Source organism: Anaerolentibacter hominis (assembly GCF_032380675.1).
Taxonomy (GTDB): Bacteria; Bacillota; Clostridia; order Lachnospirales; family Lachnospiraceae; genus Anaerolentibacter; species Anaerolentibacter hominis.
Map to the genome: position 1 here is coordinate 1,061,438 of NZ_JAWDIX010000001.1, position 17,372 is coordinate 1,078,809.

Below are 17,372 nucleotides of genomic sequence, written 5' to 3' on the forward strand. Positions count from 1 at the left end.
AAGAGTGAAATGAGAAAAGTGAAATCTGCGGCATAGCCGTAAATGAATTTATGATTTGGGGAAGGGATGAATGTTATGGTTCTTTTAGGGGAGTCCGGGAGAGCGCAGAGGGTGATTGATTTTCATACGCATATTTTTCCGGAGAAGATTGCAGGCGCTACGATTGCTAAGCTTGAGAGTGTGGGAGGGATCAAGGCCCATACTGACGGTACGTTAGCCGGGTTAAAGGATTCGATGATGGCTTCTGGTGTGGATTTATCGGTGGTGCTTCCGGTGGTGACGAAGCCGGGGCAGTTTGTTTCTGTGAACCGCTATGCAGCGGAGATTTCGGAGCGGGACGGGATTGTTTCCTTTGGCGGTGTGCATCCGGATACGGAAAACGGGAAAGCGGAGATTGATGAGATCGTTTCTATGGGCTTGAAGGGGATTAAGCTCCATCCGGATTATCAGAATGTTTTTGTAGATGATATCCGGTATCTTCGGATTATTTCCTATGCTTTGGAAAAAGGCCTCTTGATTACGTTTCACGCAGGTGTGGACATCGGGCTTCCGGAACCGGTTCACTGTACGCCGGAGCGTTCTCTCCATATGATCCGGGAGGTGGGAGCGGATAAGAAAACCCAGGCCCAGATGATTTTTGCACATACAGGCGGCTGGCGGTACTGGAATGAGGTGGAGGATTATCTGGTGGATACCGGCTGTTATCTTGACATCAGTTTCTCTCTGGACTATATTGCGCCGGAACAGTTTGTCAGAATCGCCAGGAGCCATGGCACGGAGAAGATTCTTTTTGCCACCGATTCTCCCTGGGGAGGGCAGGCGGAGGATATCCGAGCGATTCAGATGCTGGGGCTTACGGACGCCGAGCTGGACCGGATCTTATACCGCAATGGAGCAGAGCTTTTAAATGGCCGGTGCATCAATTGTGAGAGTATGATTACGGAGCGGGGACGGGACGAATAGATGGAGAAGGAAATTAAAACAGTTTACCTGATTGGTCTGGGAGCAGTGGGCGTTTTGTACGCGCAGCTGCTTTCCGGACACATCGAGCAGGAGGATCTTCGCATCGTCGCGGATGCCGGAAGAATTGAGAAATACCGCGCTGAAGGGATTTATTGCAATGGGAAAAAGTGTGATTTTCCTCTGGCGGACGCTGGCGAGCTTACCGAACCGGCGGATTTGATCCTGTTTACGGTAAAGTACACCGGACTTGACGGCGCGATTGAAACCATGCGTCCTCTTGTGGGGGAGAATACAGTTGTTTTGTCCGCGGTAAACGGAATTTCCAGTGAGGAGAAGCTGGCCGCTGCATATGGGGCGGAACATATCTTATATGCGGTAGCTCAGGGCATGGATGCGGTTAAGACGAAAAATCAGATGACTTATACACAGACAGGAATGCTTGTGTTCGGTGATTGTCAGCCGGGAATCATATCCGGGCAGGCAAGACGGGTAAAACGCTTCTTTGAGCGTGTGCAGTTCCCTCATGAGCTGGTGACCAATATGCTGGACCGTCAGTGGGGCAAGTTAATGCTGAACGTGGGGCTAAACCAATGTTCGGCTGTATTTGGGACCAGCTACGGGGATTTGCAGAGACCATGTGAGGCAAGAGATATCATGGTGGGAGCCATGCGGGAAGTGATGGCGGTATCCGGCCCGGAAGGACATCCTCTTCGGGAGGAAGATTTGAACTACTGGCTGGGCGTGCTGGACGCTTTGAATCCGGCAGGAAAACCTTCCATGGCCCAGGATGCAGAAGCCGGCCGGCCCAGTGAAGTAGAGCTTTTTGCGGGAACAATATGCAGGCTTGGCAGAAAGCACGGGATTCACACGCCTTTTAATGATTTTTTATATGAGAAGATTCAGGAGATGGAGCGGGGATACATGAAATAGCCGGCAGATATGTGCCCAATCTGCCTTTTCGCAATTACCTGAATTCATAAAATTCAGGATTTGAAAAAATATAAATAGTGAGAATAATTTATTGCATATTGGAAAAGATAAATAGGGCGCGGCGGAATATTTTTACACAAATGAAAAAATTATGAAATTAGTACTTGAAATTTGTTTCGCACTAGGTTATAATAGCACTCGTGACTGAGACAAGTCACAGTATTGGCCCATCGCCAAACGGTAAGGCACTGGACTCTGACTCCAGCATCTCCAGGTTCGAATCCTGGTGGGCCAGCTTAAAAACCCCTGTTTTAACAGGGGTTTTTGTTATCTTATAAAACGTTATAGCCGGAGCTGTAAACAATAAAAAAACTTTTGACGTTTCAGAAGATTAGTAGTAGAATGATGACAGTACATAAGGGGGCGTAGCTCAGCTGGGAGAGCGCTACCTTCGCAAGGTAGAGGCAGAGGGTTCGAGTCCCTTCGTCTCCAGGGAAAAGATTTTATACAGATTATACAGAAAAAGTTCTCCTTTTGGAGGACTTTTTTCCTTACAAGGAGGACAGGAGTTGAATGCCGTTTTGCTTATTCTACCGCTCTTTCTCATAAGATTCGGCCTGCTGGGAATTATTAATAAGGAAGCACTGAAGCGGGCGGCGTTCTTTGCCCCGGTGGAGGGCAGGGAGAAAATCGCTTTTTATGCCTATGAAATATCCAATGCTGTCCTCATCCTGTATCCGCTTGCATTACAAATTCATATGCAAACACTGCTGTACGATGCAGGACTTTTTGTCTATGCCGCAGGTGTGGGGGTTCTTATTGTATCCACGGTCTGCTTTGCAAAGCCCGGACAGAGCGGAATCAATACGAACGGAATATACAGGATATCGAGAAATCCCATGTATCTGGGCTATTTTTTATATTTTGCAGGCTGCGTCATGCTGACGCGGTCTTTGCTGCTGCTTTTTTCTTTGCTTGTATTTCAATTATCGGCACACTGGATTATCCTTTCGGAGGAAAGATGGTGCATCAGAAGGTTTGGCAGGGAATACGAGCAGTATATGCTTGAAGTCAGGCGTTATATTTAGACGGTTGAATCCTGCCTGAATGTGAGTTATGATAAAAAAGGTTTCATCTGTGAACCCTATATTCCGGAGGTGAAACAATGCGAAGAAAGATCATTTTGAATATGGCCGTGAGTCTGGACGGCTTTATTGCCGGAGAAGACGGGAGCTATGATTGGATAGCAGGGAACGGCCTGAGCAGTCTGAATACAAAGCAGAAATGGGATCAGGATGAATTCTTAAAGCGGGTGGATACCGTTGTGATGGGATACCATTGTTACCGTCAGGCGATGCACCTGGATTTTACAGAGCAAAAGGTTTATATTGCTTCTTCTCATGGAGAAAAGGACTATGCAAACTACCATTTTATACAGGGAGACCTGGCTGAGTTTATCAAGATGGAAAAGCAGGAAGAGGGAAAGGATATTTATCTTTTTGGCGGCGGCATTGCAGCGGCACCTCTGATCGGGAACAATCTAATTGATGAATATGTGTTTGGTATTATTCCAATTATTCTGGGAAAGGGAATCCCATTATTCCGGCAGGATAATCCGGCGATCCCTCTCACGCTGAAAGAGTATTTTGTGGAGGACGGGATCTGTGTGCTTCACTATGTAAGAAGAGCATAAAAAGGGAGAGAGATATGAAGAGGACGATTTGGCGGAGTCCGGTAAGCGGTGCGGAGCTTACTTTTGACCGTTTGGGAAGATGTTTTATAAATGAAGAGACCAGGGAGTGTTTTTCCGTTAGCCGTTATGGGATCGGAGATTTTCTGGATGGAAGAAAGATACATTACGCGTCGGTGAAAAAGGGCGGAAAGCTCTGCCGGGACTGTCTGAGCCTGCTTTCCGTACGGCCGGGGGACCGGGTTTTGGAGATTGGCGTGGGTACAGGTACAAATTTAAAAAGGCTTCCCGCGGCTGCAAAGTATTATGGCACGGATACGTCCATGAGAAAACTGAAACAGTGTGCCAGACATAAAATCAAGGATCATCTGCCTCTGCGGCTTTGCCGCTGCGATATGCAGGCCCTGCCCTTTGTATCAGACTCCTTTGACAGTGTGTTCTGTTTTTCTGGTTTGAAAAATGTGCCGTCGCCCCAGTTGGTTCTGAATGAGATGGTGCGGGTTGCCAGGCCGGGGGCAAAGTTAATTCTTGTGGAAAAAGGCAAGCGTCTTGCCGGGCTGTTTCCGCCGGAAGCTGATAATCTGCAGATAACGGAACTTAACTGCGGGGATTATTACTCTATGACGTTTTGGAAGCCGGAAAATCAAGCTGGAATTTGATCATAATGAGCGAATAATAAGTAAAAAGGAGGTTGCTGCGTTGGCGGCACCCTCCTTTTCTGAATTTCATTAGCAAATGCTGCAACATTTTGGCACAAAATATACAATTAGTGGTAAACTGATTGTATATATAAAAAGAGACAAGACCGTAGACTGACAGATTGTAATAACGGATGGAGGGGCTGGTATAATCTGGTCGGCAAACATGCGGTAATAATGAAACGGCAGAGGGAAAACAAGATGGGGAATGAGGGTATAACTATGGGGAGCGGAAGGGGTTCCCTTACGGCGGATACTGTATTCCGGTCCATACCCGGCGGGCTGATAGGCATTTACTGGGAGAACGGGGGGCCGATTCTTTTTCTGAATCAGGAAATGCTGAGCTGTCTGGGATATCAGGATAAGGAAGAATTATTCCAGGAGACTCAGGGGAAAATTATCTCATGTATTCATCCGGACGACCGGGTAAAGGCAGGGCTGGTAAAAATGACACGGCAGTCACAGCAGCAGATGCCGGAAATGACATGCCGTATGAAACGAAAAGACGGAACATATATCTGGATCTATGCAAGGGGCAGACTTTTTCCTGTTGAAAATGGGCGCAGGGCTGCCATTTTTCTGTGCCTGGATTTCACAAGCCAGCATGAAATGCAGGAGCAGATTGCCAGAAATGAGGAGCGGTACCGTATTGCCCTGGCCTATGCGAATATTGAGGTGTGGGAATATGACATTCAGCGCAAACGGCTTTTTCAGCCGGACCACACCAAAAAGTTCCGGGAGCTGGGGATGGTATTGGAACCCATGCCCGAGTGTCTGATAGAAGGAGGCTATATCCATCCTGTCAGTTTCGGGGATGCCCGGCGTATGTTCAGCGAGGTGGAGAGCGGGGCGGAGCATGCGGAGGCGGACCTCTATGTGAGATACAGTGTAAGCGAAGAATACCATTGGGAAAAGATATCCTTTACAAGTATATTGGGGAGGAATGGGAAGCCGGACCGGTCATTTGCGGTGAGTGAGGATATATCCAGGCAGAAGACGGCGGAAATCAGATACCAGCAGGAAATGCAGGCAAGACAGGCGTCTCTGGATAAAGCCATTGCCAACGCCAAAATCAACCTTACCACTGACCAGGTTGAATTTCTGCAGATACAGGACCAGGATGTGGACTACCTTACTATGTCCTATGGAGATCTTCTTGTCATGGGCCTTGAGACGATCGCCAACGGAGAAGATCAGAAGCGATGCAGACAGTATTTCAGCCGGGAGTCGCTGCTGAAAGCCTATGAAGAGGGAAAGAAAAAACTAAGCCTGGAGTACAGAAGGAAAGACGGAGAGGGTCATCTGAACTGGGCGGAAGGATGTATTCATTTTGTCCAGGATGCCATAACCCGGGAATTATATGCCTTCGCAACCATCAGAGATATCACGGAGCAGAAGAACATCGAATCCCTGCTGCGCCAGCGGGCGGAAAAGGATATGGTGACCGGCGTTTATAACAAGGATACGTCCCTTGCCATGATGCAGGAAGCGGCACAGAAGGCCGCAAGACTTGGGAAACAATTTGCAATTCTGATCTTTAATCTGGACAACTGCAGTGTGCTGCTGAAAAACAGCGGTATGGATACGGCGGACGATGTGCTTAAAGAGCTGTGTGAATTAATTCAGACCAAGTTTGGCCCGGAACAGATTGTGGGACGGTTTTACAGTGATGAGTTTACCGTTTTCCTGGGTTCGGACCCTATTGCGGAGAGTGTACTGGCAACCGCGGAAGAAATCCGGCAGATTATGTGTATGCCCTATCTGTACTCAGAGCCGGACAACATGATCTCTGCTTCTGTCGGAATCGCTTTTTCAGATAAAATAAGAATGACATTCGAGGAAGTGTATGCCAGATCCAGGATTGCGCTGGGAGCCGCTAAGAGGGAAGGCAGGAACCGGTGTGTGGTCTATGATGATAAGATGGATATACCGACAGCGCCGGAATCCGTAAATGAAGGAACGGCTGCGTCAAAGGCGAAAACCGCCGGATCGGAAAGCATCCTGCTTCGATGCGCCTTTTCTCTGATATCGGCAGAAAGTTTGGAGCAGGCGGTACAATCTGTGCTGCGAAGACTGGGAGAGTACTACAAGGCGGATTCTGCTTATCTGATGGAAATTGGGCAGGATAGGCGCAGGCTTTCCTGTCTCTACCGGTGGCTGGAAGAAGGAAAGCCGGACAATCTGGTAATGGAACGCCGGATGGGAGAAATAGAAGCAAAACATTTAATAGAAAAGCTGAGTGAAGGGAAGGTGCTTCATTACACGGATATGGAAGGGCTGGCAGGCAGGTATCCGGAGTCGGGCAGCAGAATCAGACGGCTTCGGCTGAAAACTTTATCCCTTGTGCCTCTTATGTCCGACCGCCAGGTGATGGGATTTATCGGCCTGCACAATGTCAGCGAGCATTTTCCGGATCTGGCGCTGTTGGAATCCGTGGGCAAATTCACGGCCGGTGAGATGATAAAAAGGCGTCTTCAGAACAGACAGGAATACTTAAGTCATTACGACGCCATGACCGGGCTTAGAAACCGCAGCAGCTATATGGAGTACCGGATTGGGCTGTCAGAAGTTAATTTCATTTCCATGGGAGTTGCTTCCTTTGATATCAATGGTTTAAAGCAGATCAATGCCAGATACGGGCAGCCATATGGGGATGAGATGGTCCGGCTGGCGGGAGAGATTCTGAAGAAATGCTTTAACGAAGCCGGTCAGATATTCCGCTTTGCTGGAGACGAATTCCTGGTTATCTGTGAAAATATCACGCAGGAGGTATTTATTAACCATGTTTTAGAAGCAAAAAAGCAATCTTTTGAAAAACTGCCCCAGGGAATGTCCGCCGGATATTCCTGGGAGACAGATGAAATCAGTGTGGAGCGGCTGATCCGCTATGCGGACGACCGGATGATTTTAGATAAGAAGAGTTATTATAAATCCCAGAGAGCATTGTCCCAGTGGTCTGATCCCGCTGCACGTTTAAACCTGATAAAGCATCTGGAAGATGGATGGTATAAAATGGTCCTGCAGCCCAAGGCGGATTCGCAGACCGGAGCGGTAAGGGGAGCGGAAGCGCTGGCGAGGATGCGTCATCCGAAATACGGATTGATTTCACCAGATCAATTTATACCGGCGGTGGAAAGAGACGGAAATATTTCCTATATTGATCTTTTTATCTTTGAGGAAGTGTGTAAAACACTGAGCAGATGGCAGCAGGAGGGGAAAGCGTTAATTCCGGTTTCATTGAATTTTTCCAGGAATACCCTGCTCCAGGACGGACTGATTGAGCGCATGGAGGAAATCCGGAACCGGTATGGAACACCGAGCAGTTGGATTGAGATCGAGATAACGGAAAGCGAGGGCGGCGTAGACCGTGACAATATCGTCACGGTAGGCCAAAGCATCGTTGAGAGCGGCTACCGGCTTGCACTGGATGACTTCGGCGCCCGGTACAGCAATCTGTCTATTCTGGCCTCTCTGAAATTCGATGTGGTAAAGCTGGATAAAAGCCTGATCCATGATTTGTTTTCCAATCGGAGCACCAGGGTGATCGTAAATCATTTCCTTCAAATATGCCGCACGCTGGGCATAGAAACCGTGGCGGAGGGGGTGGAGACAAACGAGCAGCTGGAGATACTGGCCGGTCAGAAGTGCGATATGATTCAGGGATTTCTGATTGATAAACCCCTTTTGACAGAGGAATTTGAGAAGGCGTATCTGAGCTGATCGGAAGCAGTTTAAAGTAAAAAATCCAGGATTTCTTAAAAAAGTTTCCCGCTTTTTCTATAATTTATGATAGAATAGGGATGAACTTGAAGGGTGGGATTTTTATTGGATTTTTTAACAAGCTTTAAACAAAACCGGGCTTTGCTTATGGAGGGCGCCATGCGTGAGCGCCTGAGGAGAGAGTACGGGCTGAAAGGTGATCCGGAGATTGGCATCGCGGGCCTGATCTATGAGGAACATGGCAAGCGCGCGCTGATGGAACTCTGGAGACAGTATCTGGAGATTGCAGGGCAGTTCCGGCTGCCGTTTATAGCCATGACACCCACGCGCAAGACGAATCGGCAAAACGTCATGAAGGCGGGGTATGGAGAGAATATAATTGCGGACAATGTACTGGTTCTGGATTATTTAAAACAGAACACGGACACCGAGATGTACATAGGGGGACTGATCGGTGACGGGGAAACCGGCGAATGGACGATGACGGCAGAGGAGTCGCTGGAGTTTCATTCCTGGCAGGCTGAAAAGCTTGCGGGAAACGGGGCCGACTTTCTCTATGCCCAGAGCATGTCATCCCTTCCTGAAGCGGAGGGGGTTGCGGAGGCGATGGAGCAAACCGGACTTCCTTATATCGTGGGCCTGGATTTTGACGCGGACGGGATGCTGCCGGATGGAACCCGGCTTTCCAGCGTAATCGAAGCGATCGACCAGGAACGGGATATCAAACCGCTTTGCTATATGGCCAGGATGCATCCCCACGTGGTTTATCGTGCCCTCAGCCAGGAGTTTAACCAGACGGATGCCGTCAGGAACCGTCTTATGGCCCTGGAGGCCGACCCTTCCTGTATGGGGGAGGCCGACGTCGGACAGATAATTCAGTCCGGCAGCCAGGAGCTGGTGTCGGATATCGCCAGGCTGAGTGAGATCATGGATTTAAAAATAGTGGGCGGCTGCAATGATGCGGATGAGGTATATCTGGCGGAGATTGCCCGGTATCTGTCTTTTTTGAAATAATGTATCGCGAATCGTTTTATGAGCCCCTCAGGCAGGGGCTCATTTTTATCATGGAAGTAGATAAGACTCCCCCCTCAATAGGTGGTGAGTAAATAACAAATTTATGCAGGGAACACGATATTGCTCTGTGGATCAGAAAGGGATATAGTATGAATGTTTTTAGTCTGCTGATGCTTTTGACAGCGGCAGTGTTTTTGATTGGGATGGATGTGTCGGGCAGAACAAAAATGTTTAAGGTCTGGCCTTTATTTCTGTTTCTGCCTTTGGCACAGAATCCGGTGGTTTTGTACTATATATATTATAAAGACGGACCGGAGATCTTTTCAAGCGGGATGCGTGTGGCTCACCTGATTATTGTATCCGTGGTTTTGTTTTATTTCTGGGCCAGGCTGAACCTGTTTCCGGTGCGGGACGGTCATACGACGGGAATCCGCCTGAAAGTAATGATAGGCGGAAGAACCCTGGTATACTGTGGATTTCTGGGTTCGGCACTGCAGATTGTACTATTTGCTTCTTTTTATCCTTATCTGTATCGCCGGGGGATGCCCGGGCCTGTTCTGGCCGCGGGAATCATCTATGCCATGTGCATTTTGTTTGTTCTATTTGCCAATGGTATCCTGCGCATGTTCTTTACCTCGAAACGTCTGAGTGTTATGAGACGGGTAGTTATGGTTCTCACTCTGTGGATACCGGTTGTGAATTTTATTGTCTTTGCTCTCTCCTGCCGCCTTGTTTATGAAGAATATGACTATGCCTGTTATAAAAAGAAACTCAGGGATATCCGGGCAGAGTCAAATCTTTGCCAAACCAGATATCCAATCCTCATGGTGCACGGCATTTTGTTCCGGGATCTGCGCTTTTTTAATTATTGGGGGAGGATTCCGGGGGAGCTCATCCGCAACGGTGCTCTGATTTACTATGGAAATCAGGAAGCAGTGGGAACAACGCAATACAACGGAGAGGATATCCGCAGACGGATTATTGAAATCATGAAGGACACCGGATGTGAGAAAGTGAATATCATTGCCCACAGCAAGGGAGGTCTGGATGCCCGATATGCCATAGGAAAACTGGGAATGGCACCCTTTGTTGCCTCTCTGACTACGATTAATACTCCGCATCGGGGCTGCCTGTTTGTAGACAAAGCCTGCCGTCTACCGGACCGGCTTTACCGGTTTGCCGCCCGGATCTTCGATGGAGCCTTTCGGAAGTTCGGAGACAAAAATCCGGATTTTTATACGGCGACCAGAGCTTTTTCCACTGAGGCGAGCAGGAAGTTTAATGAGGAAGTGCCGGATGCGGCGGGGGTTTACTATCAAAGCTATATGAGTAAGATGAAGAACCGGTTCAGCGATTCCCTGCTGACAATTACATACAGTCTGATTAAGCCCCTGGAAGGAGAGAATGATGGGCTGGTGGCCGTGCCTTCCGCACAGTGGGGCGACTACAGAGGACTTTTTACGTCCTCCGGGAGAAGGGGCATCTCCCACGGCGACATGATAGATCTGAAACGGGAGGACTATAAAGGTTTTGATGTGACGGAGACTTATGTAAAGATTGTAAGCGAGCTCAAGGAAAAAGGGTTTTAGGCAAATTAGCACCTGAAAAAATAAATGAAACAAAAATATGAAAAGTTTTCAAATTCTTATTGCAAAATGAAATGAGATCGGTTATGATAAAACCATCGCGCCGGGCAGCTCCTTCCGACGGACGTGTATAAGGTAAGAAAATAACACAATGTATTGGTATATTTGCTGAATTATCCGGTATGATAGCCGAATTTGAAGGAAATACTCAACAAATTTAACAACAGTTTAAGTTGTATTTAATGGACAGGTTTGATATAATAGAACTATCTGGAATGATGCGGTCGGTGCAGGAAAAGTGCTGTGAAAACAGGGGCCCGGCCATCAGGATTTTTGCGGTGGGATTCTTGTATGCGCCGGAAATCAAGATGGACGCGGAAGATGTTTTCCAGGCCGGTTTCGGATGGTATTTCCCGCAGATTTTTGAAACGCGGGTACCGATAAGATAAAGACGATGGAAGGAGTTGTTTCAAAAATGGCAAATGTAGAAATGCTGAAAGAGAAAGCAAAAGAGATCAGAAAACTGACCCTGAAAACAATTGGGACATTGGGTATCGGACATATCGGAGGGTCCATGTCGATCTGTGATCTGCTGGCCGTCCTGTATCATGAGGCGATGAATGTAGACGCATCCGATCCCAAGAAAGCGGACAGAGACCGCCTGGTTTGCTCCAAAGGACATGGCGGACCGGCTGTATATGCGGCGCTGGCATCCAGAGGTTTTATTCCGGAGTCTCAGCTGGAGACACTGAATACACCGAATACACATTTACCCAGCCACTGTGATATGAACCTGACACCGGGTATCGATATGACAACGGGTTCCCTGGGACAGGGATTCTCCTGTGCGGTTGGTATGGCTGCGGCAGCAAAGATGGATAAGAATCCATGCAACGTATTCGCTATTGTAGGCGACGGCGAGTGTCAGGAAGGTCAGATCTGGGAGGCGGCAATGTTTGCCGGAAACAATAACCTGAGTAACCTGATCGCATTCCTGGACTACAACAAAATGCAGGTTGACGGCTATGTGAACGACATCGGCGATTTATATCCGCTGGATAAGAAGTGGGAAGATTTCGGCTGGAATGTTCAGGTAATCGACGGCCATGATGTATATGCGATTTCCCGTGCAATTGACTACGCAAAAAAAGAACACCACAGACCTTGCATGATCATCATGAATACAATCAAGGGCAAGGGTGCTTACTTCTGTGAGAACGATCCGAGCAACCATTGCCGTGACGTATCCGAGGAAGAGTGGAAGAGCGCAGTAAAAAAATTGGATGAGGAGGAATAATAAGATGGTACACGAAGAAAAAATGATGAGAGATGTTTATTGCGAGTGCTTGATGGAAGCAGCAGCAAAAGATGATAGAATCGTTGTTATGGAAGCCGACCTGATGAAGGCAACCGGCACGGAACCATTCTTTTTGAAATATCCTGAGAAATCAGTTAATGTTGGTATTGCAGAGTGTAATATGGTGAGTATGGCAGGCGGTATGTCCGCTATGGGCAAGATTCCGTTTGCAGCTACTTTTACCGCATTTATTACCAGACGTGCTTTTGACCAGATCACTCTGTCCGTAGCTTATGCGCAGCAGAATGTCAGACTGGTTGGTACGGACCCTGGTATCACAGCGGAGATCAACGGCGGTACTCATATGAGTATGGAAGACGTTGCTATTATGAGAAGTGTTCCGACCATGACTATTTTTGAGCCGATCGACGGTACGCAGCTGAAAAAAGCGTTCCCGCAGATTATTGACTATTACGGACCGATGTACATAAGACTGAACAGAAGAACACCGGCCAAGATTTATGATGACAGCTATGAATTCCAGTTGGGCAAAGCAGATATCTTAAAAGAAGGTACGGATGTTACTCTGGTGGCTTCCGGTATTATGGTTGAGCAGGCTCTGCTGGCAGCAGAAGATCTGGCAAAAGAGGGAATCAATGCGGAAGTAATTGCTATCCATACCATTAAACCTCTGGACAATGAAGCAATTATTGCCAGTGCTAAGAAGACAGGTGCTGTCGTTACGGCAGAGAATGCTTCTTACTTAAATGGCCTGGGCGGAGCTGTCTGCGAGTGCCTGAGCGAGAATTATCCCACACCGGTTCAGAGAGTCGGCGTGAAAGATCATTATGGTGAAGTTGGATTTACACCTTTCCTGCAGGAAAAATATCATCTCATGGCTTGCGATATCGTAGAGGCAGCTAAGAAAGCAATTGCGATGAAATAATCCTATCGTTTTCCGGGGGAGGGAAGCCTCTGGCGGCCCTCTCTTGAAATAGAAAGTATCATGAAAATAAAGTTGAGGAAAAGTAAGGAGACTAATTATGAGTGAGTATTTAGGAAAATTGCATGAGACAGCAGTGAGATTTCCGGATACAGATATCTGGATGGATACCTGTGGCGAAATGGAACTGGACTATGGCCTGGAAAGAGGAATCGTGGGAGCAACCAGCAACCCGATTATCATCGGCGCCGTAATCAAAGATGAACTGCCGAAGCTGGAAGGCAAGATCAAAGAACTGATTCAGGATATGCCTGAAGCAACAGAGGAAGACATTACATGGGCACTGATCGACTATGTCGGCGCAGACCGCTCCAAGAAACTGCTTCCGGTATATGAACAGTTCAAAGGCAAAAAAGGCAGACTGTCCATACAGACCAACGCTAAATACTATAGAAATACGGAGTTGATGGTCGCGCAGGCTATGCATCTGAACAGCCTTGGCAAGAATATGCAGATTAAGATTCCAGCATCTGCTGCCGGCATCAAGGCTATGGAAGAAGTTACATACCGCGGTGCTTCCGTCAATGCCACAGTTTCCTTTACTGTTGCTCAGGCTGTAGCTGTAGCAGAAGCTGTTGAAAGAGGCCTTAACAGAAGAAAAGCAGAAGGACTCCCGGTTGATGATATGTCACCGGTCTGTACTCTGATGATCGGCCGTGTGGACGACTGGGTAAAACAGTCGGTTGCACAGAGCGGCAAGGCTGCTGAACTTCCGGAAGCTCTGGAGTGGTGCGGTGTTGCGGTTATGAAAGAAGCATATCGTATCTACAAAGAAAAAGGATTTACCACGAGACTCTTATCAGCTGCATATCGTAATTTAAATCATTGGTCCGAACTGGTAGGCGGTGATTTATGCATGACGATTCCTTATAAATGGCATGTGATGATCAACGCATGTGAAAGACCGGTAGAGGACAGAATTAATGTGCCGGTTAAAGCAGAATATATGGATGCACTGATGAAACTGCCTGAGTTTGTGAAATCCTTCGATGCAAACGCACAGACACCGGAAGAGTTTGTAAGCTACGGCGGGTTCCAGGATACACTTGCTACTTTCATCGGCGGCTATGAGCAGCTGCTGGGACTGATCAGAAATTATATGATCTATCCGGAAAAACACTAAATACACTAATAATGAAATAAGGATAGAGGGCCGTTCTGTGTTTTGAAAAAAATGCAGGGCGGCCTTCCTTTTATGGCAATGTTATGATCCGGAGTGAATTGGTCAATACTGGTAATACACAGGTGGCTGTGTCATGCACAAAGCTTGCTATTTTGGCTGATTATTGCTATAATGTCCAAGAATAGGTGGATTGGGATGATTTTTCACGTTTTTGTATAATATTCGTTTATTATGTCGAAAGATGCAATCCATGTTTCGCAGGAGGATAATACGTATTTGGGCCTGTTCCCGTTTTGGGAGGGGCCGGGAGCAGGAAAGGCACGGGTAAAAAGGTGAAAAAATTAGATGAATATGTGATCAGCATACCGGATTTTCCGGAAGAGGGAATAATTTTCCGGGATGTAACAGGAATCTTGCAGAGCAGCGAAGGGCTGCATATGGCTATAGATGAAATGCAGAAGACGCTTGAGGATGTGGAATTTGACCTGATTCTGGGGCCGGAATCCCGTGGATTTATCTTCGGCGTACCGATTGCATATAATATGAATAAAGCTTTTGTTCCGGTCCGTAAGCAGGGAAAACTTCCAAGAGAGACTGTGTCCACCAGCTATGAGCTGGAATACGGCACGGCGACCATTGAGATCCACAAGGATGCGATTAGGCCGGGTCAGAAGGTGGTTATCGTTGATGACCTGATCGCTACCGGAGGTACGATTGAGGCGATCACCGGGCTGGTGAAGCAGCTGGGCGGTGAGGTTGTGAAGATTGTGTTCCTGATGGAGCTGGAAGGATTGAAAGGCCGGGAACGGCTGAAGGATTACGACGTTGTTTCAGTGATTAAATATCCAGGGAAATAAAGGTTTCCGGGCTGTGAAATAGAAGAGCGGAGCGTTTGGGCAGGCAGATATGCCTGCCTGACTACATCCGTCCCATGGCGGAGACTGCTGTACGGGGGAGGAGTTTGTATGGGTGAAGCATTGAGCAGAGAATTGGATATCCCGATGGGAGATAAACAGAAAACAGAAAACAGGCTGGAGAAGGCTCTGACAACTCCGGCTGATTTTACTGCGCCGGATCTGCTGTATGAAGACCTGAAAAATATTATCCGCGGCTATCACCCGTCTACGGATTTTACCCTGATTGAGAAAGCATACCAGACAGCAAATAACGCGCACAAAGATCAGATGCGCAAATCCGGGGAACCCTATATTATCCATCCTCTCTGTGTCAGTATCATTCTGGCGGAACTGGAGCTGGATAAAGAGACGATTGTAGCGGGACTGCTCCACGATGTGCTGGAAGACACATCCCTCACGTATAATCAGTTAAAAGATGAGTTCGGGGATGAGGTGGCCCTGCTGGTTGACGGCGTCACCAAGCTGACCCAGTTAAACTATTCCGCGGATAAAATCGAGGTCCAGGCGGAGAATTTAAGGAAAATGTTTCTTTCCATGGCGAAGGATATCCGTGTGATTCTGATTAAGCTGGCCGACCGTCTGCACAATATGCGGACGATGCAGTACCAGACGCCTCAGAAGCAGAAGGAAAAATCCAGAGAGACCATGGATATCTATTCTCCGATTGCCTCAAGACTGGGTATTTCCAAGATTAAGGTGGAGTTAGACGATCTGTCCTTAAAATATCTGGAACCCGAAGTCTACAATGAACTGGAAGAAAAAATGGCTCTGAAAAAAGACGAGCGGGAAGAGTTTATAGACCAGATCATTGCGGATGTGAAGAGGCATATCGAAGCGGGAGGAATTCAGGCTGAGATAAACGGCCGTGTGAAACATTTCTTCAGTATTTACAAAAAGATGGTAAACCAGCATAAGACGCTGGATCAGATATACGACCAGTTTGCGGTGAGAATTATTGTGGATTCGGTGAAGGACTGCTATGCCGCACTGGGTATTATCCACGAAATGTACAAACCGATTCCGGGACGGTTCAAGGACTATATTGCCATGCCCAAACCCAATATGTACCAGTCCCTTCACACGACGCTGATCGGACCCAAGGGGCAGCCCTTTGAGATCCAGATCCGTACCTATGAGATGCACCGTACGGCGGAATACGGTATCGCGGCCCATTGGAAATATAAAGAGAATCCGGACGGTAAAGGCTCGGAGGATAATGAAGAAGCAAAACTGACCTGGCTGCGTGAAATTCTGGAATGGCAGCGGGATATGGACGACAATAAGGAATTCTTAAGTCTGCTGAAAAGCGACCTGGATTTATTTTCCGACAATGTATATTGCTTTACCCCTACCGGAGATGTAAAAACACTCCCGGCCGGGTCCACACCCATTGATTTTGCCTACAGCATCCACAGTGCCGTGGGGAATAAAATGGTGGGCGCTAGGGTAAACGGGCGTATGGTAACCATAGACTATGTGATTCAGAACGGGGACCGGATCGAGATCATCACGTCTCAGAACTCCAAGGGCCCAAGCAGAGACTGGCTCCAGTTCGTCAAGAGCACCCAGGCAAAGAATAAAATCAGCCAGTGGTTCAAGGCCCAGTTAAAGGATGAGAATATTGTCCGGGGCAAGGAACTGATGGCGGCCTACTGTAAGGGCAAGAATATAGTATTAAGTGATCTTCTGAAATCGGAGTTTATGGATAAATGCATGTCCAAATATGGATTCCGGGACTGGGATTCTGTCTACGCGGCCATCGGCCACGGCGGACTGAAGGAAGGTCAGGTTGTCAACAAGCTCCAGGAGGAGTATAAGAAAAAGCACAAAAAAGAAGTGACGGACAAGGAAGTTATGGAGACCGTCACCGAAGCAAGAGAGAATAAGGCAGCGACCGTTGCTAAGTCTAAAAGCGGCATTGTGGTGGAAGGAGTTCATGATGTTGCGGTGCGCTTCTCAAGATGCTGCAATCCGGTGCCGGGAGATGAAATCGTGGGCTTTGTCACCAGAGGAAGAGGCGTTTCTATTCACCGGACGGACTGTGTGAATATTATCAACATTCCGGAGGAGGATAGAGTACGTTTGATCAATGCAGAGTGGAACAGAGCGGTCACGGAAAAGACCAAAGAGGAACTGTATGCGGCGGAGATCCTGATCTATGCCAACAACAGGACCGGTGTGCTGCTGGATGTTTCCAAGGTATTTACCGAAAATAAGATTGACATCAAGTCTATGAATGTGAGAACCAGCAAACAGGGCACAGCCACCATCAGCGTCAGTTTCGAGGTTGGCGGGGTGAGTGCGCTGAACAGTATTGTCGCCAAGATTATGAAAGTGGAAAGCGTTCTGGACATCGAACGGGTTTAACAGTCAGGCCCCGGTTTTGGGGCCTTGTTTGTTCTTTTGCAATTCGTTTTGCCGGCTTGTCAAT

Annotated in this window: 13 protein-coding genes and 2 tRNA genes; all 15 read left to right on the forward strand. The window is 47.8% G+C overall.

All coding sequences use genetic code 11. The features are described 5' to 3' along the window. Positions 1 to 75 precede the first annotated feature (75 nt). The 15 genes from ABCW47_RS04935 (at position 76) to ABCW47_RS05005 (ending at position 17,308) form a co-directional block, all read left to right on the forward strand. Positions 76 to 963 carry an amidohydrolase family protein gene (locus ABCW47_RS04935; protein WP_343208749.1) on the forward strand — a complete coding sequence of 296 codons (888 nt, stop codon included), beginning with the start codon at positions 76 to 78 and terminating at the stop codon, positions 961 to 963. After that, positions 964 to 1,893 carry a ketopantoate reductase family protein gene (locus tag ABCW47_RS04940; protein ID WP_343208750.1) on the forward strand — a complete coding sequence of 310 codons (930 nt, stop codon included), beginning with the start codon at positions 964 to 966 and terminating at the stop codon, positions 1,891 to 1,893. A gap of 223 nt (positions 1,894 to 2,116) precedes the next feature. Then, positions 2,117 to 2,188 (forward strand) — tRNA-Gln (locus tag ABCW47_RS04945). Positions 2,189 to 2,312: 124 nt separating this feature from the next. Beyond that, positions 2,313 to 2,385, forward strand: a tRNA-Ala gene (locus ABCW47_RS04950). Positions 2,386 to 2,462: 77 nt separating this feature from the next. Continuing rightward, positions 2,463 to 2,981 carry a methyltransferase family protein gene (locus tag ABCW47_RS04955; RefSeq protein ID WP_343208751.1) on the forward strand — a complete coding sequence of 173 codons (519 nt, stop codon included), beginning with the start codon at positions 2,463 to 2,465 and terminating at the stop codon, positions 2,979 to 2,981. A gap of 77 nt (positions 2,982 to 3,058) precedes the next feature. Continuing rightward, on the forward strand, positions 3,059 to 3,586 hold the full coding sequence (locus ABCW47_RS04960; protein ID WP_343208752.1) for a dihydrofolate reductase family protein: 528 nt from the start codon (positions 3,059 to 3,061) through the stop codon (positions 3,584 to 3,586). Positions 3,587 to 3,600: 14 nt separating this feature from the next. Next, positions 3,601 to 4,242 carry a class I SAM-dependent methyltransferase gene (locus ABCW47_RS04965; RefSeq protein ID WP_343208753.1) on the forward strand — a complete coding sequence of 214 codons (642 nt, stop codon included), beginning with the start codon at positions 3,601 to 3,603 and terminating at the stop codon, positions 4,240 to 4,242. A 261-nt stretch (positions 4,243 to 4,503) separates the two neighbouring features. Beyond that, positions 4,504 to 8,001, forward strand: a complete 3,498-nt coding sequence (locus ABCW47_RS04970) for an EAL domain-containing protein (protein ID WP_343208754.1) — start codon at positions 4,504 to 4,506, stop codon at positions 7,999 to 8,001. A 105-nt stretch (positions 8,002 to 8,106) separates the two neighbouring features. Continuing rightward, positions 8,107 to 9,015 (forward strand): homocysteine S-methyltransferase family protein, encoded by a 909-nt coding sequence (locus ABCW47_RS04975; protein ID WP_343208755.1) that lies wholly within the window; start codon positions 8,107 to 8,109, stop codon positions 9,013 to 9,015. Between the two features lie 149 nt (positions 9,016 to 9,164). Continuing rightward, positions 9,165 to 10,604, forward strand: coding sequence for an esterase/lipase family protein (locus ABCW47_RS04980; RefSeq protein WP_343208756.1), 1,440 nt, complete (start codon positions 9,165 to 9,167; stop codon positions 10,602 to 10,604). Between the two features lie 472 nt (positions 10,605 to 11,076). Continuing rightward, entirely contained in the window at positions 11,077 to 11,898 is an 822-nt protein-coding gene (locus tag ABCW47_RS04985; RefSeq protein WP_343208757.1) for a transketolase, read from the forward strand. 4 nt (positions 11,899 to 11,902) lie between these two features. Further along, positions 11,903 to 12,844 carry a transketolase family protein gene (locus ABCW47_RS04990; protein ID WP_343208758.1) on the forward strand — a complete coding sequence of 314 codons (942 nt, stop codon included), beginning with the start codon at positions 11,903 to 11,905 and terminating at the stop codon, positions 12,842 to 12,844. 97 nt (positions 12,845 to 12,941) lie between these two features. After that, on the forward strand, positions 12,942 to 14,024 hold the full coding sequence (locus ABCW47_RS04995; RefSeq protein WP_343208759.1) for a transaldolase family protein: 1,083 nt from the start codon (positions 12,942 to 12,944) through the stop codon (positions 14,022 to 14,024). A gap of 332 nt (positions 14,025 to 14,356) precedes the next feature. Further along, positions 14,357 to 14,881, forward strand: a complete 525-nt coding sequence (locus ABCW47_RS05000; protein ID WP_343208760.1) for an adenine phosphoribosyltransferase — start codon at positions 14,357 to 14,359, stop codon at positions 14,879 to 14,881. 144 nt (positions 14,882 to 15,025) lie between these two features. Then, positions 15,026 to 17,308 carry a RelA/SpoT family protein gene (locus ABCW47_RS05005; protein ID WP_343209598.1) on the forward strand — a complete coding sequence of 761 codons (2,283 nt, stop codon included), beginning with the start codon at positions 15,026 to 15,028 and terminating at the stop codon, positions 17,306 to 17,308. Positions 17,309 to 17,372: the final 64 nt, after the last annotated feature.